We start from the raw sequence: 17,763 nt of genomic DNA on the forward strand, positions 1-17,763 counted from the left end.
TACCGGCGGCGGCACCCCCCGGATCAAATCGATGCGCGAAGCGATCACCAAGAGGGCACTTGTTGACAATCGTTTCCATTTTTGTTGAAAATGAGAGTCATGAACATACGCCGCCTCAGGCCCACGACCGCTCTCGTCGGAGCCGCCGCACTGGGTCTGACCACCCTGACAGCCTGCTCCTCCGACGCCGGAGACGGAAGGACGGACGGCAAGCTCGACGTGGTGGCGTCGTTCTATCCGATGCAGTTCCTCGCCGAGCGGATCGGCGGGTCCGCCATCCATGTGTCCACGCTGACCAAGCCCGGTGTCGAGCCGCACGACCTGGAGATCAGCCCCCGGCAGACCGCCGACCTCAGCAAGGCGGGCCTGGTGGTCTACCTCAAGGGACTCCAGCCCTCCGTCGACCGCGCCATCGCCCAGGCCCAGCCCGAGCACGTCGCCGACGCCGCCTCGTACACCACCCTGGAGGACCACGGCACCGAGGTGGAGGGCCATGAGCACGAGGGCGAGGAAGGACACGACGACCACGCCCACTCCGGCGACGCCGCCGCCGACCCCCACATCTGGCTGGATCCGGTGCGCTACGCCCAGGTCGCCAAGGGTGTCGGCAAGGCGCTGGAGAAGGCCGACCCCGATCACGCCGAGACATACAAGAAGAACACCACCGCCCTGGTCAAGCAGCTGAACACGCTCGACCAGGACTTCCGGAACGGTTTGAAGGACCGTTCCTCGGACACCTTCATCACGACCCACGCCGCCTTCGGCTACCTCTCCGAGCGCTACGGTCTGCGGCAGGAGGCGATCTCCGGGCTCGACCCCGAATCCGAGCCCAGCCCGGCCCGGGTCAAGGAGCTGCATACCATCGCCAAGAAGGACAAGGTCAACACCGTCTTCTTCGAAACCCTGGTGAGCGACCGCACGGCCAAGACGCTGGCGGGCGATCTCGACTTGCGCACCGATGTGCTCGATCCGATCGAGGGCATCGGGACCAAGTCCAAGGGCGATGACTACATCCAGGTCATGCGGTCCAACCTCAAGGCCCTGCAGACGGCACTGGGCGCCAAGTAACGGAGGAACCCAATGGAAACCGAGGAGACCAGGGAGACCGGGGAAGCCCGGGACCCCGGGGACACCGAGGAGCCTGACATATCCCAGCCGGCGGAGCGCGGCACGGCCACCGAGAAGCACGGCACCGCCGCTGACCGCGGCCCGGCCCTCGACCCGATATCCCTGCATGGCGCCACCGCCACCCTGGGCGGCCGCACCGTGCTGCGCGGCGTCGACCTGACCGTCCGCCGCGGCGAGGTCGTGGCGCTGCTCGGCGCCAACGGCTCGGGCAAGTCCACCGCCGTACGGTCCATCGTCGGCCAGGTGCCGCTCAGCGGCGGTGAGCTGGCCCTCTTCGGCACCCCGCGCCGCCGCTTCCGCGACTGGGCCCGGATCGGTTACGTACCGCAGCGCACCACCGCCGCCAGTGGCGTCCCCGCGACCGTCCGCGAGGTCGTCTCGGCGGGCCGGCTGGCCCGCCGCCGGTTCGGCCCGCCACGCAAGGCCGACCGGGCGGCCGTTCAGCGGGCCCTGGAGCTCGTCGGCATGGCCGACCGCGTCCGGGACCCGGTGAGCGCCCTCTCCGGCGGTCAACACCAGCGCGTTCTGATCGCCCGCGCCCTCGCGGGCGAACCGGAACTGCTGATCATGGACGAGCCGATGGCCGGCGTCGACCTCGCCAGCCAGGAGATCCTCGCGGACACCCTCCGCGAGCAGGTCGCCGCGGGCGCCACGGTCCTCCTCGTCCTCCATGAGCTGGGCCCGCTGGAGCCGCTGATCGACCGCGCGGTGGTGCTCCGGGACGGCTGCGTCGTGCACGACGGGCCGCCGCCCAAGGCCGTGGGCCAGCACGCCCTGCCCGGCCATGATCACGTCCACCCCCACGCGGCGCCCGACGCCGAACCGATCCGGACAGGGTTGCTGACCTGAGATGCTCGAGATCCTCGACTACGCCTTCATGCAGCGGGCCCTGCTCGCCGCCGTCATGGTCGGCATCACCGCGCCCGCCGTCGGTATCTACCTCGTCCAGCGCCGTCAGGCGATCATGGGCGACGGTATCGGCCACGTCGCGCTCACCGGCGTCGCCCTCGGCTTCCTGACCGGCGCCAACCCGGTGTGGACCGCCGTTCTCGTCTCCGCCCTCGGCGCGATCCTCATGGAGCTGATCCGCTGGTACGGCAAGACCCGTGGCGATCTCGCACTCGCGATGCTCTTCTACGGCGGTATGGCGGGCGGTGTGCTGCTGATCAACCTCTCGCCGACCGGCTCCAACGCCAACCTCACCACCTATCTCTTCGGCTCGATCACCACGGTCTCCCCCGACGACGTGGTCGCGATCTCCCTCCTGGCCGCCTTCGTCGTCCTGATCACCCTGGGGCTGCGCCGCCAGCTGTTCGCGGTGTGCCAGGACGAGGAGTTCGCCCGGGTGACCGGCCTCCCGGTGCGCACGCTCAACCTGCTGCTGGCCATCACCGCCGCCGTCACCGTCACCGTCGCCATGCGCGTCGTGGGCCTGCTCCTGGTCAGCGCCCTGATGGTGGTCCCGGTCGCCGCCGCCCAGCAGGCCACCCGGGGCTTCGCGATGACGCTCGCCCTGGCGATCACCATCGGCATCGTGGTCACCCTGTCCGGCACGGTGTACTCGTTCTACGAGAACGTCCCGCCCGGCGCGAGCATCGTCGTCCTCGCCATCGGCGTCTTCGCGGTGATCACGGCCCTGGCCGCACCCCTGGCGAAACGACGCGCACAGCGGGTCGCCGCCGCCGAGGAGCGCTGCACTCTGAGGGACGATGTACTCGTATAGTCCTTCGCTCAGGTTCTCGCTCTCGCCCGTTGTCACAGCGTTAACTGGCACAATGGCCGGGCAGCAAGCGCAGCGGGCGCGGAGAGAGCGCCGAGGGCGACGGAGCATGCGAGGTTGAGGAGGCAGCTGTGGCGACCGCGGGTCCCCCAGTACGCGGCCGGTCCACCAGGCAGCGCGCCGCGGTGGCGGCGGCACTGGACGAGGTGGACGAGTTCCGCAGTGCGCAGGAGCTCCACGACATGCTCAAGCACCGCGGCGACTCGGTGGGCCTGACCACCGTCTACCGCACGCTCCAGTCCCTCGCCGACGCCGGCGAGGTCGACGTCCTCCGCACCACGGACGGCGAGGCGGTCTACCGCCGCTGTAGCAGCGAGGAGCACCACCACCACCTGGTCTGCCGCGCCTGCGGCAAGGCGGTCGAGGTGGAGGGCCCCGCCGTCGAGAAGTGGGCCGACGCGATCGCCGCCGAACACGGCTTCGTGGACGTGGCCCATACGATCGAGATCTTCGGCACCTGCGGCGACTGCGCCACCAAGCCCTCCCAGGACTGACCCGGCCCGCCTCGGCCCCGCCCTACGGGGCGGGCGCCGCGGCCGAGCCCGACATCCTGAGCAGCCGGATCAGGACGACCGCCGCCACCCCAACGATGGCCGCACCCGTCGCACCGTCGCCCACCAGGCCGCCCTCACCACGGACCTCGGCATGGGCACGCACCTCCGCCGGGACGGCCCCGCCACGTCCTGGAGCACCACTCCGCCCACGGTCCTCGTCCCCCTCCTCCCCAGGGTTGTCGCCGTCCGGTACGGGAAAGACGGACGTACGCGCGTCGTCCCGCCCGCGGCGGGGCGACGGGCCCGTACATGTGCATGAACAGGCATGAACATTACGGCTGACTTGGGGGGAAGCCTGATGTCCTTGTTTCCGGACCTGCCGGCGTTGCCGGGCCTCTTCGTCGATCCGCCCTCTCCGAAGAAGACCGCCGGCGCCTTCCACACCACCAGCGCGACGGGCAAGAACAAGACCAAACTGGACGACCCAGAGGCCGCCGGGAAGGCCCACTCGGGATGGGCGGTCGCGAGGCCCAATCAGGAGTGCGTGACGGCGTGGCGCAACCGTCTGCACGATCTCGGCGAGTCGGCCAGGGAAGCCGCCACCGCCATCACCGACGCCATGGACGACTACATGGACACCGACCTGTCCATCGCGGCGGAGCTGCGCAAGGACGCCCGCTGGCTGGAGGGTGCCTGATGGTCTCCGTGCCCGACCTCCGGTCCGCGAGCCCGCAGGCATGGCGGGACGCGGCCACCGACGCGCTCACCGCGGCCAAGCACTGCGAGGAGATCGGCACCGCCGCCCGCGACGACGTGGCCCGCACGCTGGAGAAACAGTGGGTGTCCGACGCGGGCCTCGCCGCCCGCCGCACCTTCGTCAAGCACGCCGAGGACTACGAGGCGGCGAACCTGGCGCTGCGCGAGCTCTGCCGCGTCTACGACGACCTGGCCGACGAGATCGAGGCCGCCCAGCGCGATCTGAGCAGCGCGCTCACGTACGCCGACGACCATGAGCTGACCGTCGACGACAGCGGTCGCGTCTCCCGCGCCGCACCGGCGGCCTCCGCCCCCGGTGACGACAGTCAATCCGATCCGGTCCAGCACGCCCAGGGCATCATCGAGGGCGCCCTGTCCCGCGCGACCAAGGCCGACACCACGGCGGCGGCCGCGCTGCGGACCATCAGCGGCCTCACCGAGATCTCCGACCCGAAGCTGGTCAAGGAGGCGCTGAAGAAGAACAGCCCGCTGGCCATCGCGCTGCGCCTGACGGGGGCGCCCAACGGTACGCATCCGATCAACGTCTCCCCCTCGCAGCTGGCCGCCGTGGAGCGGGCCGCGAGGGAGACCGGGGTGAGCAAGACGCTGCTGCTGTCGATCCTCTGGCAGGAGCAGCAGTGGTACCAGAACTACGACCAGGACGGCCATGGTCTCCTGCCGACCATCGGCAGGATCTTCAACTGGACCCTCCAGCAGACGATCAAGCCGGACAAGTCGCTCGGCATCACCCACATAAAGCTACAGACGGCCCGTAACGTCATAGAGCAACACCGGCAGGCGTTCACCACGCAGGACGGTACGTATCTGGGAGACCTCAGCGACGCCCAGCTCACCAAGTACATCGAGGAGTACCCCAACGAGGACATCCGCCTGAGCGCGTACTACCTCCAGGAGTTGCGGAAGAATCCGTACGGTGCGGACACGGACAAGCAGTTGTTCATGCTCTACGCCGCCGACACCCCCGACGTCCGTGAGAAGAACGAGCAGTACGGGGACGATTCGGACCCCCGCGGGGGCGCCATCAAATCCCGCGCCGAGAACTGGGACAAGCTCCAGCCGTATATCGAGGATGCCCAGGCGTGGGAGGCTCTGAGCGACGAGGAACGCCAGAAGGCCCTGGAGCAATTGGAGAGCGACACCCCCAAGGGGCACTCCATCACCATCGACCCGGTCTACGGCAGCGAGTCGCACGGCACCGGCACCGACGAACCGGAGCCCGGCACACCGTCGCCCGAGCCCGGACCGTCCCCCACCCCACCCTCCTCGGGCGGTAAGAACGACGACGGGGACGGAGGCGACAAGAGACCGAGCGAGCCCAGTTCCGGCCCCATACCGCGCCCCTCGGCGACGGGCCAGGCCCCCTGAAGAAGTGAGTCCATGAAGCGAGTGATCAGCGTGTTCGCGGCGGGGACGGCCACGGCCGTCCTCGCCGCGTGCGGCACCACGTCGGGCGGCGACGCCGGCTCGTCACCCAGCCCCAGTGCCACGATGCCGGGCAATGTGCCCACCAAGCCCGAGTACGCGGACGCGGACGCGGTGGTGGAAGCCCTCGAAGCGGGGGGTGTCCCGTGTGAGATCACCCGCCGTTCGCAGGGCGGCAGCGCTGGAGGAAGCGGCCTCGGATGCGCCTCCGTCATCGACGGCACGAAGTTCGAGAACGACATCCAAGTGCTGAACCCGAAGAAGTTCAGCCGCGACGAGATCGGCGAGTCCATCGCCTCCCACAGAGAGCCTCCCACCAGTCACACCATCGTGGCCGCCGGTCACTGGTTCGTATGGGTCACCGAACCGCGCTTCGCGAACCGGATCGCCGCCGCCCTCGGCGGTGTCGTACTGCCGCCCGAGAAAACCAAGATCCCCGAGTACCCGCTCCCGGACATTCCCCGCACCCCCCGCTACCGGTCGGTCGGCGCCCTCGCCGACGACCTCGCCGCGGCGGTCGGCTGCGGCGACCGGAAGCAGCGGTCGGACACGGTGCTGACCTGCACCACCGGCGCGGACACCGGCTCGTCCAACTGCGCCACCCTGGCCCTGCACGCCTCGGACGCCGACCGTGACGCGGTGCTGCGCGAGGCCATCGCCTACAAAGGGGTGCCCGCGACCCTGGTCACGGCCGGCAACTGGACCGTCAACCTCTGCGACTACGACCTGGGTTCGCGCGTCGCCGACGCCCTGCACGGCACGGTCGTGTCCTACGACGGGGGCTGACCGCCGATGCCCCGAGAACACAGCCGGTCGGCCTTCGTACGGCCCTGGTCGCATCCGCGCCTGAAGCGCCCCCAACGCATCGCGGCGGGCACCACCGCGCTCCTGGCCGCGCCCCTCCTCACCGCCGGGGTGTCGCTGCGGCTGCGGTACGCGGGAGCCCCCGCGCCCGGAACGCGCACCCGAGGGCGGGACGCGGTGTGGCTCGGGCACGCCTGGGTGGACGGGCGCAACGGCGAGGCCCAGCTCGCCGAGCTGGTCCGGCGGATGCGCGGCACCGGCATCCGGGACCTGTACGTCCACGCGGGCCCGCTGGAGCACGACGGCAGCCTGCCCGCGTCGCGCTACCCGAAGGCCCGCCGACTGGTGGACGCGGTGCGGCGCGAACTGCCTGGTGTGCGCGTCCAGGCGTGGCTGGGCGACGTCCTGTCCACCGAGGGCCCACCCGGGATGGACCTCGGCGAACGGGCGACGCGCGAGCGGGTCGTGCACGCGGCCCAACAGGTGCTGGAGGCGGGGTTCGAGGGCGTCCACTTCGACCTGGAGCCCCTGCACTCCGGCGACCGGGACTTCCTGACCCTGCTGGACGACGCGCACGCGGTCACCCGCGCCCGCGGCGCACCACTGTCGGTGGCCGCACACCAGATCGATCCGCTCCCCGCCCTCCACTCCGTGGCGGGTTTCCTCGCCGGTCACCCCAAGTGGTGGTCACCGTCGTACTTCGGCGCGGTCGCCCGCCGGGTCGACCAGATCGCGGTGATGTCCTACGACACGGCAATGCCGCTGGAGAGCCTGTACGGGGGCTACGTCGCCCAGCAGACCCGGCTCGCCCTGAAAGCGACCCCGCCCGGCACCCGCCTGTTGATGGGCCTCCCGGCCTTCCACACCGACGACATCGGCCACCACGAGTCGGCCGAAACGGTCACAGCGGCCATCCGGGGCGTCCGCCTCGGCCTGAGCCGCGAGGACGCCCGCCGCGAGCGGTTCGGCGTCGCGCTGTACGTGGACTTCGCGGCGACACCGGGGGACTGGGCCGCGTACCGGCGGGGCTGGGGCGCGTCGAATTGACGATGCCGGGATGCATGCACAAAGGTCGAGCAAATTGGTAAAGCGCTGGTCACTCGGTAAGTCCAAGCCCTTCAGGGAGATCCAGGAGAACTTGCCGACGATCCTCATCCCCGACCTCTTCACCCATCTGGGTAATGATCGAGATCAGTTCCGCCCGTTCGGTATCCGACAGAGCTCCTAGTGACGTGGCGGCATCCTCGGCAAGAGCTGCCGATGCCTCCACAGAGACAGACTCTTCGTCGGACAACTCATGGGATACAAGCAGCTCGATCAATCTACTTGAACGACTCACGAGCCCGCAATCGGAGGCTGCTGTTCGCTCCATCGTGCAATCTCGCCGCCCGGTATGCACGTGACTCGACTCCCGTTCGGCCCCGCAGGCCTCAGTAGTAATCCGACTCCTGGCGGTCCCGTCCCGTCGGAGCGATTTGTTCCTCAGAAAAGACGCGTACAACGTCGAACCCGTCAAGCATCACCCCGAAGCTGGGAGCAGTGTCAGGGTCCGGCGGTTCAGAGATGCCGACGATTGCGCCGACAGCCCCCTCCAGTTCCGGCCGGTCGGGAGAGGCGACGACCCGAACCTCTGCGTAGAAGTGAAGAGGATCTTCCATGTTTCATTCCTTGAGTTAGGGTGCCCAGAGGCACTCCATGGCCTACTTGTGAGTGATTTCCCCGTCCAGCGAAACATTCAAGTGACTTCCGTCCCGGCTCAACCAGCCGAGTTTAGCCCTTCCTGTCTTGCTCAACTGGACATCCCATTCAAAGGGCTGCCCGGCAGTGCGGGATGGCCCCTTGATCCATTCATTACCAAATCGGTCAATGTAACCCTTCCGGGGACCGCGCAACAACCCCGCGTTGACTGAGGTGTTTTCAGGAGGCACGAATCGGATGCGCCCCGAGAAAGGAAGCTGCGCATCCTTGAGTAGTCCCTTCACACCCGTGCGCGGGGTGGGCACCGGGTCTCCGCACTTCAACCCCATAGGGTCGAGTGACGTCAAAGGGGAGTCAACGTACCGATGATGGTTGGGCGCAGGATCCAGACCGAGCGGATCGGCGGACGTGTAGCGGGCCGTTTCGGGGTCGTAGTGGCGGAAGTAGTTGTAGTACAGGCCCGTTTCAGGGTCGGCGTATTGGCCGGGGAAGCGGAGGGGGCAGGTGGTGGTGGCCGGGCTGCTTACCGGGGAGGGGAAGTGCGTGCCCCAGAGGGTTGTGCGGTGTTGCCAGGCCAGGTCACCTGCTGAGGTGACCAACTCCGTGGGGGTGCCCACCAGGTCCGTGATGATGGCGTGGAAGCGGGGTTCCATCTCACCTGCGGCGCCTGTGAATTGTGCGATCAGGGATTGGCCCGGCTCGCGGACCAGCGGGGTGTGGTCGGTCTGGGTGAGGGGGCAGTGGGTGTCCGGGGCGTAGTCCCAGGTGGTGTGCCTACCGTCTTGGGTGGATTGTTCAGCCAGGCGGGTGTCTTCCCAGGTGAAGTCCACCGATTCGGCGACCGTGCCGTCCTCGGCCAGGCGTTGTTTGGACAGGCGGCGGCCGAGGGGGTCGTAGGTGTAGTGCCAGTGCTCGCCGTCCGGGGTGGTCGCGTCCGTCAGGCGGTCCTCGGGGCTCCAGGTGTAGGTCCAGGTGCGGGTCGACGCCGTCGCTGCCCTCGGTGCGCACCACCTTCCCGTCCGGCCCGTACACGTACCGGAACGAGGTGCCGTTGCGGTCGGTCCAGGACGTCACCCGGCCCTGGTCGTCGTATGCCAGACGCAGCGGCGTACCGCTGGAGTTGGTGACCTCGGTGAGGTTGCCCGCCTCGTCGTAGCCGTAGCGCATCACCACCGTGCCGCCCTCGCGGCTCCGCTCGGGCGCGTAGCCGGACGGCGGTTCGTCCAGCAGCCGCAGCGCGGTGACCCGCCGGCCCTCGGTGTCGACGGCCAGGTAGGAGCCCCCGGAGTGGCGGATGGCCAGTGGGGCGCCGCTCAGGGCGCGTTCGATGTCGATGCGGACGCCGTTGCGGTCGTGCAGGCTCTCCAGGGCCAGGTAGACCGCTCCCGGCTGTTCCGTGGCGGCGGGGCGGGTGAAGGTGCGCACCACACCCGTCTCCGGGTCGGTGACCGTCATGACGCCGTCCGGTTTGCCGTCCCACTCCAGCGGCCATCGCGCGCCCTTCGCGGGCAGCGTGGGCACCCCCGGTTCCGGTACCGGGTACACCAGCCGCATCCCGTCCGCGGCGGCGAACACCACGCCCTCCGCGTCCAGTTGGACCCGTTCGTCCAGCAGGCTGGTCCAGGTCGGGCCGAACCACACCCCGCCCCGGTACGAGGACACATGGGTGCGCTCGAAGACCAGCGGCAGCGCACCGGGCAGGGTCAGGTCCGTGTGCTCCATGATCATCGCGCCGGTCGCGATGTCGATCGGCTCGCCCGTGCACGGGCACTTCTTGGCCGGGCGGGCGGCCGGGCCCTCCTCGATGAGGTTCGGGCGCGACGAGGGCACTTTCGGCGGTTTGAGCAGGTCCGGGACGCCGGTGAGTTTGGGGACCACACCGGGCTTGAGCACTCCCAGACCGGCGCCGAAGAGCCCGCCGTCGATCATGCCGTCCTTGGCGGCCTGGTTGACCTCGTCCAGGCTGAAGCCGTGCTGCTGCCCCAGGGCGATCTTGATGGGCTGGGCCACCGCGGCGTCGATGGTCACCGACAGCACGCTGGTGAAGACGGCGCCGGTCAGCATCTCCGCGGCGATGACCGCGACCGCTTCCTCCACGGCGACGCCCAGACTGGCGGCCATGGCGATGATCTCGGCCGCCACCCCGTCGGAGGCGCCCCCGGTGACGATGGTCAGCAGCCCACCGCCGACGAGTGCGAGCGCGTCGATGGTGATCTGTGTCCACAACTTCTCGATGGCGTCGTCGACCGTGTCGGCGAACTTGTCGAGTGCCTTGGCCATGTTCCGGGCGGACTTGGCGAGATTGCTCAGCCAGCCCTCGTCCTTGCCCTTGGCGTAACGTCCCCAGAAGATCTCGAAGGCGTCGATCGCCTCGCCCTTGTTGTTGTGGATGAGGTTCGTGGCCGCCTTGTTGGTCGCGGCCCGCACATCGTCCACGCTGTCGGCGAACGTCCGCCAGGCGTCGGCGGCGTGGCGCAGGGTGCCGGAGTTGGCGTCCGGCCACCACATGCCCAGCTTCATCAGCAGGGCTTTGGCCTTGTCCTCGATGCTCACCGGCCGCCGCCGTGGCCGCCCGGCCCGTCTCCCCCGGCCTTCTTGACCTTGGTGAACATGCCCTCGATGAGCTTGTCGTTGTCGACATGGCCGTCGGCCATGTCGTTCATCGCCTCATGGATGCTGGTCAGCCCGAGGACGAGAATGCCGGCCGCCGATTCGATGTGCTTCTGGTTCGGCTTGTACTGCTTGCCGAAGTCCTTGCCGGGCTTGTCGTCCCCCCACGGCTCCCCATAGCCGTCCAGCGCGGTGATCAGCGTGGTCAGCGCCTCGCTCAGCTTCACGGCCTGGTGGTGGAAGGTGGGCGCGACGGATTTGATGTCCGCCACCTTGATGTCCAGGACCTTGTTCCCGCCGCCGTGCCCGCTGCCGCTGCCCATGCGACGCCTCCCCCGCTGAGCGTTTGTCATACAAAGCTCTCAGGCTAGGGCGGCAACAATCATGGGCTGTTCAATATGAGCCACACAATGAGTAAAGTCCGCTCAGGACTGCGTCAGGTAGTCCACGAGGGCCTCGCGGCTTCGCTGAAGGTCCGCGATGCGCTGGTCCGTGGCCGCCAATTCGCGGTCCAGGATGGCCCGTACGTCCACACACATGTCGATCGCCGGCCGCTCGCCCCGCATGCACGGCAGGACCGAACGGATCACCTCGGTGGACAGGCCCGCGTTCAGCAGAGCGCGCACCTGCCGCACGGTGATCACCGACTCCTCGTCATAGACGCGGTAACCGTTCGCGCCACGCCGGACCTTGAGCAAACCCTGCGCCTCGTAGTACCGCAGCGACCGCGAGCTGACACCGGTACGCCGGGACAACTCCCCGATCAGCATGTGCTCCGCCCCATCCGACCTTGACCTTCCCACCGGTGTGAAGCCTTAACGTCGCCCCGTCGGCGAAACATTCCGTACCGGTGGAGCACGGATGCTGGTCCGCACCGGACCGGCCGCGTACGGTCCCCCGGCCCCGCTGACGCTGACGACGGTCGCGTACGAACGCGTCCTTCCGGCCGTGCAGCACGTCGGCGAGGTGGCCAAGACGTATTTCCTGCGTGAGGCCGTCGGCCAGGGCTTCATGGGCATCGTCCGCCGGCAGCTGGACCGCCTCGGCGTCCCCCAGCGCGTCCAGGAGATCACGCTCGCCGACCTTCCGGCGCTGGCCGGGGCCGTGGTCATGAACTCGTGGACGCCCGGCGTGGCCGTCCACGGGATCGGTTCCGTGCCCCTTCCCGAGGCGCCGTCCTTCGTGGAGTTGCTCCACGACGCCTACCGGGCGGAGCCGCTCACCTCGCCGTGAGGGCGACCGGCCACCGGCCGTCGGCCGTCCGCCACCGGCCGTCGGGGAGCCACCTCCCGGGGACGCCGCTCCGCACCCGGCTCACGCGTCGAAATCGTGATACCCGTACTCGACGTAACCCCGGTCGATCAGCTCGTCCTCCAACTCGTCCTCGTCGAGGCCCTCCAGGTCGCTGAGGTCGTCGAGGGGGCCATCGCCGAGCATCACGTAGTCGCCCTCGTCCGCTGTCTCACCGACGAGCGGCGGGACCGGGACGCTCTCCCAGTCCACGATGACCTCGATCGCGTCGTTGAAGTCGCCGGCCACCATCCCGTCGGCAAGCGCTGTCCGCACCTTGTGCGGATCATCCGCGCCGACGGCGTAGCCGGTCGGCTCGCCCGGTCCGAGGAAGGTGATGTCCGGGTAGCCGTCGACTCGTATCGTGACGAACGGATGGAGGTCGATGGATCGGACGCGTTCGCCCCGCTGATACACGTCCAGGGCCACATCGGCGCCGTACTCGAAGAGCAGCCATAGGTTGGTGGTCTCTTCGAGTTCGAAGTCCAGAGCGGCCATCGCTTCGTCCACGCTGCCGCAGATGTGGTGCGCGTCCTTCCTGGCCCCACCGGGGGACACGCCGAACCTCAGGTCGTAGAAACTTTTGGGCACCATGCCGGGAAGCCTATGGGGAGGGACCGACAACCGGCTTCCCGGCAGGGGCCGTTCCTGGCCCATGCCCCCCTACGGGGTCTGGGTGTCCTTCTTCAGCTGCTCCTCGTTCGGGATCGCCCCGCCGAAGCGGCGGTCCCGGGAGGCGTACTCCACGCAGGCCCGCCACAGGTCGCGGCGGTCGAAGTCCGGCCACAGCACGTCCTGGTACACCATCTCGGCGTAGGCGCTCTGCCAGATCAGGTAGTTCGAGGTCCGCTGCTCGCCGGAGGGGCGCAGGAAGAGGTCCACGTCCGGCATGTCCGGGTAGTAGAGGTACTTGGCGAACGTCTTCTCGTTCACCTTCGCCGGGTCGAGCCGGCCCGCCCGGACGTCCTCCGCCAGCGCCTTCGCGGCGTCCGCGATCTCCGCCCGGCCGCCGTAGTTCATGCAGAAGTACATGGTCATGGCGTCGTTGCCCTTGGTCTGCTCCTGGGCGACCTGGAGTTCCTGCGCGACCGACTTCCACAGCTTCGGCATCCGGCCCGCCCAGCGGATGCGGACGCCCATCTCGTCCATCTCGTCGCGGCGGCGGCGGATGACATCGCGGTTGAAGTTCATCAGGAAGCGCACCTCGTCGGGCGAGCGCTTCCAGTTCTCGGTGGAGAAGGCGTAGAGGGAGAGGTTCTTGATCCCCATCTCGAGGCAGCCCTTGAGCACGTCCAGCACGACGCCCTCGCCGACCTTGTGCCCCTCGGTGCGCGGCAGCCCGCGCTCCTTGGCCCAGCGGCCGTTCCCGTCCATCACCACGGCCACGTGCTGCGGCACCAGCTCACCGGGGATCTTCGGCGGCTGGGCGCCGGACGGGTGCGGGTCCGGCGCCCGGTATTCGCGCCGCTGTCGGCCCAGAAACCCGCGTCCTGCCATGCCTGCCACGTCTCCCTCTTGCCTTCGCTCTCTGTGCTGCTACTGCTATTTCTCTACGTACCGCAGCGACCGGAGTCCCCGCTCCAGGTGCCAGTGCAGATACGCCGCCACGAGCCCGCTGCCCTCCCGGGCGTGGCGCAGCTCACACGCGTCCGCCGTCTGCCAGTCCCCCGTCAGCAGCGCGCCCAGCAGCGTCAACGACTCCGCCGAGGGTACGACGCTTCCGGGCACCCGGCACTCCCCGCAGATGACGCCGCCCGCGCCGACCGAGAAGAACCGGTTCGGACCGGGCATCCCGCACTTGGCGCAGTCGTCGAAACTCGGTGCGTAACCGTTGACGGCGAGAGAGCGCAGCAGGAACGCGTCCAGGACGAGATGCGGCTCGTGCTCCCCGGCGGCGAGGGTGCGCAGGGCGCCGACGAGGAGCAGATACTGCTGCACGGCGGGCTCGCCCTCGTGGTCGGTGAACCGCTCGGCCGTCTCCAGCATCGCCGTACCGGCGGTGTAGCGGGCGTAGTCGGTGACGATCGTCCCACCGTACGGAGCGATCGTCTCACTCTGCGTGCAGAGCGGAAGCCCGCGCCCGATCAGCTCGCCGCCGCGTGCGAAGAACTGCACGTCGACGTGGGAGAACGGCTCCAGCCGCGCCCCGAACTTCGACTTCGTCCGCCGCACCCCCCGCGCCACGGCGCGGACGCGGCCGTTGTTGCGGGTCAGGAGAGTGATGATCCGGTCCGCCTCGCCCAGCTTCTGGGTGCGCAGCACGATGCCGTCGTCGCGGAACAGACTCATGCGGCTTATTGTCCCTCAGCGGAACAGGTGGTCGAGCCGCCCCGCCCGTACGCTCCGCGTGAAGGCGCGGAGGGCGGTGGGGGTGGTGGTGATCACGGTCCGGGGGTCGTCGCTCTCGCGGAGGAGGATCGCGGCGTCGGGAGCGTGGGCCAGCTCGACGCAGGCGTTGTCCGGGGCGTCCGCCGAGTAGGAGGACTTCCGCCAGTGCTGTACGTACGACATCCCTCTGCCTCCTACATCAGCGGTCGGCCATGTGGTCGAACTCTCCGGCCTTGACCCTCTCCATCAGCTGCCGGAGAGCGGCGGGAGTGGTCGCGATGATCACGTTCGGATCGTCACTCTCGCGGAGATAGACCGCAGCGTCGGGAGCGTGGGCCAGCTCGACGCAGTTGTTACCCGGACCGTCCGCCGAGTAGGACGACTTCTGCCACTGTATGTCGGACATCTCAATGCCTTCAGAGTCGTTGTGCGATGGCGTGGATGAAATCGCGCGTGTCTTCAGGTGTGAGGGCCAGCACTTCCGTCTTGTCCAGGATTCGCCGGTAGTTCGCCAGATGGGTCTCCCCATCCAGCAAGGTCACGCCGGTGGGCGTGTCGAGCTGAACCGTATCCAACTGCGGGACCACTCCACACATATACGTCACCGAGGCTCCCGCATGTGGAAAGCCCCCAGCGGAGAAGGGAATGGCCCGGACGGTGACGTTATCCCACTCTGACGCCTCCAGCAGGCGCTCCAACTGCCCACGGGTTACCTTCGGCCCGCCGAACTCCATCCTCAACGCGGCCTCGTGAATAAGGAAGGTGCACTGCGGAGGGTCGTCCCGATCGAGCACCTCACGTCGCCTCATCCGGTACGAGACGTTGACTCGCCGTTGCGCCGGGGTGAGTGCGGGTTCGGCGGTGGAGAACACGGCGTTCGCGTAGTCCTCGGTCTGCAGTAGCCCCGGGATGTGCATGATCTGCACCGCGCGCAGGCGCACAGCGTGGGAGTCCAGCTCGGCCAAATCCAGCGCGTCGACCGCCATCCGTTCCCGATACTCCTCCCACCAGCCCCGGCCACGCTCGGTGGCCATGGCCGCGAGAGCATCCACGTACGCCTGGTCGCCGCAGGAGTAGATGGCGGCCAGCATCCTGACGCGTTCCTCGCTCACGCCGAGGCGTCCCGACTCCATGTTGCTGACCCGTGCACCCTCGGCACCCAGTTGTTGAGCCGCGTAGGCCACCGTCATCCCGGCGTGCTCACGCATCTTGCGTAGCTCCGCGCCAAGTCGGCGCCGCCTCGCGCTCGGGGCCGCCCTGTGCGTCATGCCCCTTACCTCCCCCACTTCGTCGTCACGCGGTGTCGTCGCAACGTTACCGGGTCACCGCATAGAGTGCATGGCTTTTCATCAATCAGTACACGGCTGCACTCAATACCCTATGGTCTTCAACAGCACAGCGCATCGGAATCACTACGCACCGCGTTGGGAGAACCGCCATGCCCGAAGCCGTCGAACCCACCGAGCCCGCGCACGCCTACCGCCTCAGCGCCCCCAACTCCCCCAAGAGCCCCAGGGTGTGCCGCGACGCGATCGCCGCCCTCCTCCACGCCAACGACCTGCACGACCTCGCGGACACGGCGCGACTGCTGGTCTCCCGAGGCGGTCACCAACGTCAACCAGCACACCAACACCCAACTGATCCACATCGACACCCTCGTCCGCGACCGCATCGCGACCATCGCCGTACGCGACGGCTCCCCGGAACGCCACCCATACCCTCGGGACGCGACGCCCGACGAGGAGGGCGGGCGGGGGCTGTTCCTGATGCGGGAGCTGGCCTACGCATGGGGTGTGACCTGGGAGAACGGGCTGCACCCCACCGGCAAGCACATTTGGTTCGAGCTGCGCGAACCCCTCACCGAGTGAAATAAGTACGAGTGACCGGAGGACACCCATGCCGCGCGCATCCGCCACCCTGCCCGAGTACTGGGACAGCTACAAGCCTCACCGCGAGGAAGGTGAGCAGCCCGCACCGAGCGTGGACGCGTTCGAGTGGACGCAGTACCAAGGACACGGACCGGGTGCGGAGTTTCTGGGGAGTCCCCGCACCGCGCTGGAGCTGGGTTCCGCCGAGGGCAAGGAAGCCGTGTACCTCGCTCGTACGGGCGTCGAGGTGACCGCCGTGGACTTTTCCGCCGTCCAGGTCGCCCGCGCCCACCGTTGGTGGGAGGGCACGTCCCGGCTGACCTTCGTGCACGCCGAAGCCTGCGACTACCTTGCCCGCACCGACGCCATGTACGACGCGGTGTTCTCCATCTGGGGAGCCGTCTGGTTCACCGACCCCAACGCCTTGATCCCGCTGATCCTCGAACGCATCAATCCCGGCGGCACCCTGGCCTTCTCACAGGCCGAGCCCATCGAGGACCACTACGGAGCGCAGGCGATGTACGGAAACGGATTCACGGGTCGAAAGCTCACCCTTCTGCGTTGGTCATACGCGCCCGAGTGGTGGGCCGACCTGCTGAAGCGCACGGGCTTCGTCGACATCGACGCGCGGGTGCTCCCTGCGCCGGACCCGGCGGACGTCGGCACCCTCATGGTGCGCGCGAGCGCTCCGAGGTGAACCGACGCCTGTCGTCTCCGTCTTTCCCCACCCCACTCGTTGCGATGTCACAGTCGTGTGCTGGTCGCGATGTGTCCCGGTCACAACCCCGCTGGGGTACGGCAGTTGGCCGCCGTACCGCGCCTCCCCTTCCGCACACTGGTTCTACAGAGCAGGTCAGCGCGGACAAGACGACGGATGAGGGATGCGCCATGGCGGCCGGTTGCCGGGACTGTGAGACGTGTACGAGGTCGTGGCTGGGGCGGCTGTTCCAGAACGTGGCGGTGGGGCTGATGCACATCTGCACGATCGGCATCAGCTATCTGATCAAGAAGGGGTTCAGGCGGCACTGCCCGCAGTGCAAGCACCTGCTGTCGCGGCACGCGCGCAGGGCGGACGGTTCGTTCCGGGACTAGTAGTGCTTGGTCAGGTTGGTGTGCGGGTGGGTATGTCACGGTTGCAGGTGGGGCAGGCGCCGGTCCAGGTTGCGAGGAGTGTCTGCAGTTCGCGGACGACTTGGTAGAGGCTCAGGCCGACGCCGTGTCTTTTGGGGCACGGGCCAGTCGCTGCAAGGTGCAGAAGGCATGCGCGACGGAGACGAGGGTGACGTGGTGGTGCCAGCCGCCCCAGGTCCGGCCCTCGAAGTGGGCCAGGCCGCCGGCGACCACGAGGCGCGCACCGTCATCGCCGTCTCCTTCGCCTGCATGGACGTCGCGACGGCCAGCCTGATCGCCCTCGACGGCGCGGGTGACGTCATGGAGCTGTACGACCAGACCCTCGCCCTGACCCGCACCACACCATGACCGGGCCGGGGGAGCCGGGCGGGGTGTCAGGAGCCGGGCGGGGTGTGAGTGGCCGCTGAGCAGGCCGAGCGCCTGGTCGAAGGTG

Annotated in this window: 23 protein-coding genes and 2 pseudogenes; 11 read left to right on the top strand and 14 right to left on the bottom strand. The window is 68.6% G+C overall.

Annotation, left to right across the window (positions count from 1 at the left end; all coding sequences use genetic code 11):
* Positions 1-99: 99 nt before the first annotated feature.
* The 4 genes from N6H00_RS13540 to N6H00_RS13555 all read left to right on the top strand — a co-directional run bounded on the left by N6H00_RS13540 (position 100) and on the right by N6H00_RS13555 (position 3,402).
* Positions 100-1,068, top strand: a complete 969-nt coding sequence (locus N6H00_RS13540) for a metal ABC transporter substrate-binding protein (RefSeq protein WP_268971912.1) — start codon at positions 100-102, stop codon at positions 1,066-1,068.
* A gap of 12 nt (positions 1,069-1,080) precedes the next feature.
* Positions 1,081-1,977: a metal ABC transporter ATP-binding protein gene (locus tag N6H00_RS13545; RefSeq protein ID WP_268971913.1), complete on the top strand. Its 897-nt coding sequence runs from the start codon at positions 1,081-1,083 to the stop codon at positions 1,975-1,977.
* Between the two features lies 1 nt (position 1,978).
* On the top strand, positions 1,979-2,851 hold the full coding sequence (locus N6H00_RS13550; RefSeq protein ID WP_268971914.1) for a metal ABC transporter permease: 873 nt from the start codon (positions 1,979-1,981) through the stop codon (positions 2,849-2,851).
* Between the two features lie 128 nt (positions 2,852-2,979).
* On the top strand, positions 2,980-3,402 hold the full coding sequence (locus tag N6H00_RS13555; protein ID WP_268971915.1) for a Fur family transcriptional regulator: 423 nt from the start codon (positions 2,980-2,982) through the stop codon (positions 3,400-3,402).
* A gap of 22 nt (positions 3,403-3,424) precedes the next feature.
* On the opposite strand, the gene N6H00_RS13560 is transcribed toward N6H00_RS13555, so the two are convergent.
* Positions 3,425-3,565, bottom strand: a complete 141-nt coding sequence (locus N6H00_RS13560; protein ID WP_268971916.1) for a hypothetical protein — start codon at positions 3,563-3,565, stop codon at positions 3,425-3,427.
* 195 nt (positions 3,566-3,760) lie between these two features.
* On the opposite strand from N6H00_RS13560, the gene N6H00_RS13565 reads away from it, so the two are divergent.
* The 4 genes from N6H00_RS13565 to N6H00_RS13580 are packed head-to-tail and all read left to right on the top strand — an operon-like array spanning position 3,761 to position 7,452.
* On the top strand, positions 3,761-4,099 hold the full coding sequence (locus tag N6H00_RS13565; protein WP_268971917.1) for a hypothetical protein: 339 nt from the start codon (positions 3,761-3,763) through the stop codon (positions 4,097-4,099).
* Positions 4,099-5,544, top strand: a complete 1,446-nt coding sequence (locus tag N6H00_RS13570) for a hypothetical protein (protein ID WP_268971918.1) — start codon at positions 4,099-4,101, stop codon at positions 5,542-5,544. Before N6H00_RS13565 ends, N6H00_RS13570 begins: the two co-directional genes overlap by 1 nt.
* A 12-nt stretch (positions 5,545-5,556) precedes the next feature.
* Positions 5,557-6,387, top strand: a complete 831-nt coding sequence (locus N6H00_RS13575; protein ID WP_268971919.1) for a hypothetical protein — start codon at positions 5,557-5,559, stop codon at positions 6,385-6,387.
* Positions 6,388-6,393: 6 nt separating this feature from the next.
* Positions 6,394-7,452, top strand: coding sequence for a hypothetical protein (locus N6H00_RS13580; protein WP_268971920.1), 1,059 nt, complete (start codon positions 6,394-6,396; stop codon positions 7,450-7,452).
* 49 nt (positions 7,453-7,501) lie between these two features.
* Here N6H00_RS13580 and N6H00_RS13585 read toward each other — a convergent pair whose 3' ends face one another.
* The 6 genes from N6H00_RS13585 to N6H00_RS13610 all read right to left on the bottom strand — a co-directional run bounded on the left by N6H00_RS13585 (position 7,502) and on the right by N6H00_RS13610 (position 11,483).
* Positions 7,502-7,699 (bottom strand): hypothetical protein, encoded by a 198-nt coding sequence (locus N6H00_RS13585; RefSeq protein WP_268971922.1) that lies wholly within the window; start codon positions 7,697-7,699, stop codon positions 7,502-7,504.
* 136 nt (positions 7,700-7,835) lie between these two features.
* Positions 7,836-8,063 carry a hypothetical protein gene (locus N6H00_RS13590; RefSeq protein WP_268971923.1) on the bottom strand — a complete coding sequence of 76 codons (228 nt, stop codon included), beginning with the start codon at positions 8,061-8,063 and terminating at the stop codon, positions 7,836-7,838.
* A 42-nt stretch (positions 8,064-8,105) separates the two neighbouring features.
* Positions 8,106-8,933 (bottom strand): polymorphic toxin type 17 domain-containing protein, encoded by an 828-nt coding sequence (locus tag N6H00_RS13595; protein WP_268971924.1) that lies wholly within the window; start codon positions 8,931-8,933, stop codon positions 8,106-8,108.
* The gene (locus N6H00_RS40510) at positions 8,899-10,656 is read right to left on the bottom strand and encodes a DUF6531 domain-containing protein (protein WP_268971925.1); all 1,758 of its coding nucleotides are present in this window, start codon (positions 10,654-10,656) and stop codon (positions 8,899-8,901) included. The genes N6H00_RS13595 and N6H00_RS40510 overlap by 35 nt, the downstream gene beginning before the upstream one ends.
* Positions 10,653-11,036, bottom strand: a complete 384-nt coding sequence (locus tag N6H00_RS13605; protein ID WP_268971926.1) for a hypothetical protein — start codon at positions 11,034-11,036, stop codon at positions 10,653-10,655. The genes N6H00_RS40510 and N6H00_RS13605 overlap by 4 nt, the downstream gene beginning before the upstream one ends.
* A gap of 102 nt (positions 11,037-11,138) precedes the next feature.
* Positions 11,139-11,483, bottom strand: a complete 345-nt coding sequence (locus N6H00_RS13610; RefSeq protein ID WP_268971927.1) for a MerR family transcriptional regulator — start codon at positions 11,481-11,483, stop codon at positions 11,139-11,141.
* A 79-nt stretch (positions 11,484-11,562) separates the two neighbouring features.
* On the opposite strand from N6H00_RS13610, the pseudogene N6H00_RS13615 reads away from it, so the two are divergent.
* Positions 11,563-11,946: pseudogene (locus N6H00_RS13615) on the top strand (branched-chain amino acid aminotransferase); the annotation flags it as partial.
* An 81-nt stretch (positions 11,947-12,027) separates the two neighbouring features.
* Here N6H00_RS13615 and N6H00_RS13620 read toward each other — a convergent pair.
* The 6 genes from N6H00_RS13620 to N6H00_RS13645 all read right to left on the bottom strand — a co-directional run bounded on the left by N6H00_RS13620 (position 12,028) and on the right by N6H00_RS13645 (position 15,599).
* Positions 12,028-12,597 carry a hypothetical protein gene (locus N6H00_RS13620; protein WP_268971928.1) on the bottom strand — a complete coding sequence of 190 codons (570 nt, stop codon included), beginning with the start codon at positions 12,595-12,597 and terminating at the stop codon, positions 12,028-12,030.
* A 69-nt stretch (positions 12,598-12,666) separates the two neighbouring features.
* Positions 12,667-13,500 (bottom strand): isoprenyl transferase, encoded by an 834-nt coding sequence (locus N6H00_RS13625; RefSeq protein WP_268971929.1) that lies wholly within the window; start codon positions 13,498-13,500, stop codon positions 12,667-12,669.
* Positions 13,501-13,545: 45 nt separating this feature from the next.
* Complete coding sequence (gene recO, locus N6H00_RS13630; protein WP_268971930.1) at positions 13,546-14,292, bottom strand: DNA repair protein RecO; 747 nt, start codon at positions 14,290-14,292, stop codon at positions 13,546-13,548.
* Positions 14,293-14,307: 15 nt separating this feature from the next.
* A complete protein-coding gene (locus tag N6H00_RS13635) occupies positions 14,308-14,514 on the bottom strand; it encodes a DUF397 domain-containing protein (protein ID WP_268971931.1) in 207 nt (68 codons plus the stop codon).
* A gap of 16 nt (positions 14,515-14,530) precedes the next feature.
* On the bottom strand, positions 14,531-14,737 hold the full coding sequence (locus N6H00_RS13640) for a DUF397 domain-containing protein (RefSeq protein ID WP_268971932.1): 207 nt from the start codon (positions 14,735-14,737) through the stop codon (positions 14,531-14,533).
* Positions 14,738-14,747: 10 nt separating this feature from the next.
* Complete coding sequence (locus N6H00_RS13645) at positions 14,748-15,599, bottom strand: helix-turn-helix domain-containing protein (protein ID WP_268971933.1); 852 nt, start codon at positions 15,597-15,599, stop codon at positions 14,748-14,750.
* 628 nt (positions 15,600-16,227) lie between these two features.
* Between N6H00_RS13645 and N6H00_RS13650 the strand changes: the two genes are divergently transcribed.
* Both N6H00_RS13650 and N6H00_RS13655 read left to right on the top strand, forming a co-directional pair.
* Complete coding sequence (locus N6H00_RS13650; protein WP_268971934.1) at positions 16,228-16,896, top strand: class I SAM-dependent methyltransferase; 669 nt, start codon at positions 16,228-16,230, stop codon at positions 16,894-16,896.
* Positions 16,897-17,087: 191 nt separating this feature from the next.
* The gene (locus tag N6H00_RS13655; protein ID WP_268971935.1) at positions 17,088-17,291 is read left to right on the top strand and encodes a hypothetical protein; all 204 of its coding nucleotides are present in this window, start codon (positions 17,088-17,090) and stop codon (positions 17,289-17,291) included.
* 111 nt (positions 17,292-17,402) lie between these two features.
* Here N6H00_RS13655 and N6H00_RS13660 read toward each other — a convergent pair.
* A pseudogene (locus tag N6H00_RS13660) lies at positions 17,403-17,531 on the bottom strand (IS701 family transposase); the annotation flags it as partial.
* Positions 17,532-17,763 lie beyond the last annotated feature (232 nt).

Source organism: Streptomyces sp. S465 (assembly GCF_026898115.1).
GTDB classification, from domain to species: Bacteria; Actinomycetota; Actinomycetes; order Streptomycetales; family Streptomycetaceae; genus Streptomyces; species Streptomyces luomodiensis.

What these genes read in the sequence shown, in the direction of transcription:
- N6H00_RS13575 (WP_268971919.1), top strand. Translation starts at nt 5,557, where the DNA reads ATGAAGCGAGTGATCAGCGTGTTCGCGGCGGGGACGGCCACGGCCGTC.
- N6H00_RS13565 (WP_268971917.1), top strand. Translation starts at nt 3,761, where the DNA reads ATGTCCTTGTTTCCGGACCTGCCGGCGTTGCCGGGCCTCTTCGTCGAT.
- recO (WP_268971930.1), bottom strand. Translation starts at nt 14,292, where the DNA reads ATGAGTCTGTTCCGCGACGACGGCATCGTGCTGCGCACCCAGAAGCTG.
- N6H00_RS13605 (WP_268971926.1), bottom strand. Translation starts at nt 11,036, where the DNA reads ATGGGCAGCGGCAGCGGGCACGGCGGCGGGAACAAGGTCCTGGACATC.
- N6H00_RS13650 (WP_268971934.1), top strand. Translation starts at nt 16,228, where the DNA reads ATGCCGCGCGCATCCGCCACCCTGCCCGAGTACTGGGACAGCTACAAG.
- N6H00_RS13620 (WP_268971928.1), bottom strand. Translation starts at nt 12,597, where the DNA reads ATGGTGCCCAAAAGTTTCTACGACCTGAGGTTCGGCGTGTCCCCCGGT.
- N6H00_RS13635 (WP_268971931.1), bottom strand. Translation starts at nt 14,514, where the DNA reads ATGTCGTACGTACAGCACTGGCGGAAGTCCTCCTACTCGGCGGACGCC.
- N6H00_RS13540 (WP_268971912.1), top strand. Translation starts at nt 100, where the DNA reads ATGAACATACGCCGCCTCAGGCCCACGACCGCTCTCGTCGGAGCCGCC.
- N6H00_RS13655 (WP_268971935.1), top strand. Translation starts at nt 17,088, where the DNA reads ATGGCGGCCGGTTGCCGGGACTGTGAGACGTGTACGAGGTCGTGGCTG.
- N6H00_RS13580 (WP_268971920.1), top strand. Translation starts at nt 6,394, where the DNA reads ATGCCCCGAGAACACAGCCGGTCGGCCTTCGTACGGCCCTGGTCGCAT.
- N6H00_RS13570 (WP_268971918.1), top strand. Translation starts at nt 4,099, where the DNA reads ATGGTCTCCGTGCCCGACCTCCGGTCCGCGAGCCCGCAGGCATGGCGG.
- N6H00_RS13645 (WP_268971933.1), bottom strand. Translation starts at nt 15,599, where the DNA reads ATGACGCACAGGGCGGCCCCGAGCGCGAGGCGGCGCCGACTTGGCGCG.
- N6H00_RS13625 (WP_268971929.1), bottom strand. Translation starts at nt 13,500, where the DNA reads ATGGCAGGACGCGGGTTTCTGGGCCGACAGCGGCGCGAATACCGGGCG.
- N6H00_RS13610 (WP_268971927.1), bottom strand. Translation starts at nt 11,483, where the DNA reads ATGCTGATCGGGGAGTTGTCCCGGCGTACCGGTGTCAGCTCGCGGTCG.
- N6H00_RS13550 (WP_268971914.1), top strand. Translation starts at nt 1,979, where the DNA reads ATGCTCGAGATCCTCGACTACGCCTTCATGCAGCGGGCCCTGCTCGCC.
- N6H00_RS13640 (WP_268971932.1), bottom strand. Translation starts at nt 14,737, where the DNA reads ATGTCCGACATACAGTGGCAGAAGTCGTCCTACTCGGCGGACGGTCCG.
- N6H00_RS13590 (WP_268971923.1), bottom strand. Translation starts at nt 8,063, where the DNA reads ATGGAAGATCCTCTTCACTTCTACGCAGAGGTTCGGGTCGTCGCCTCT.
- N6H00_RS13545 (WP_268971913.1), top strand. Translation starts at nt 1,081, where the DNA reads ATGGAAACCGAGGAGACCAGGGAGACCGGGGAAGCCCGGGACCCCGGG.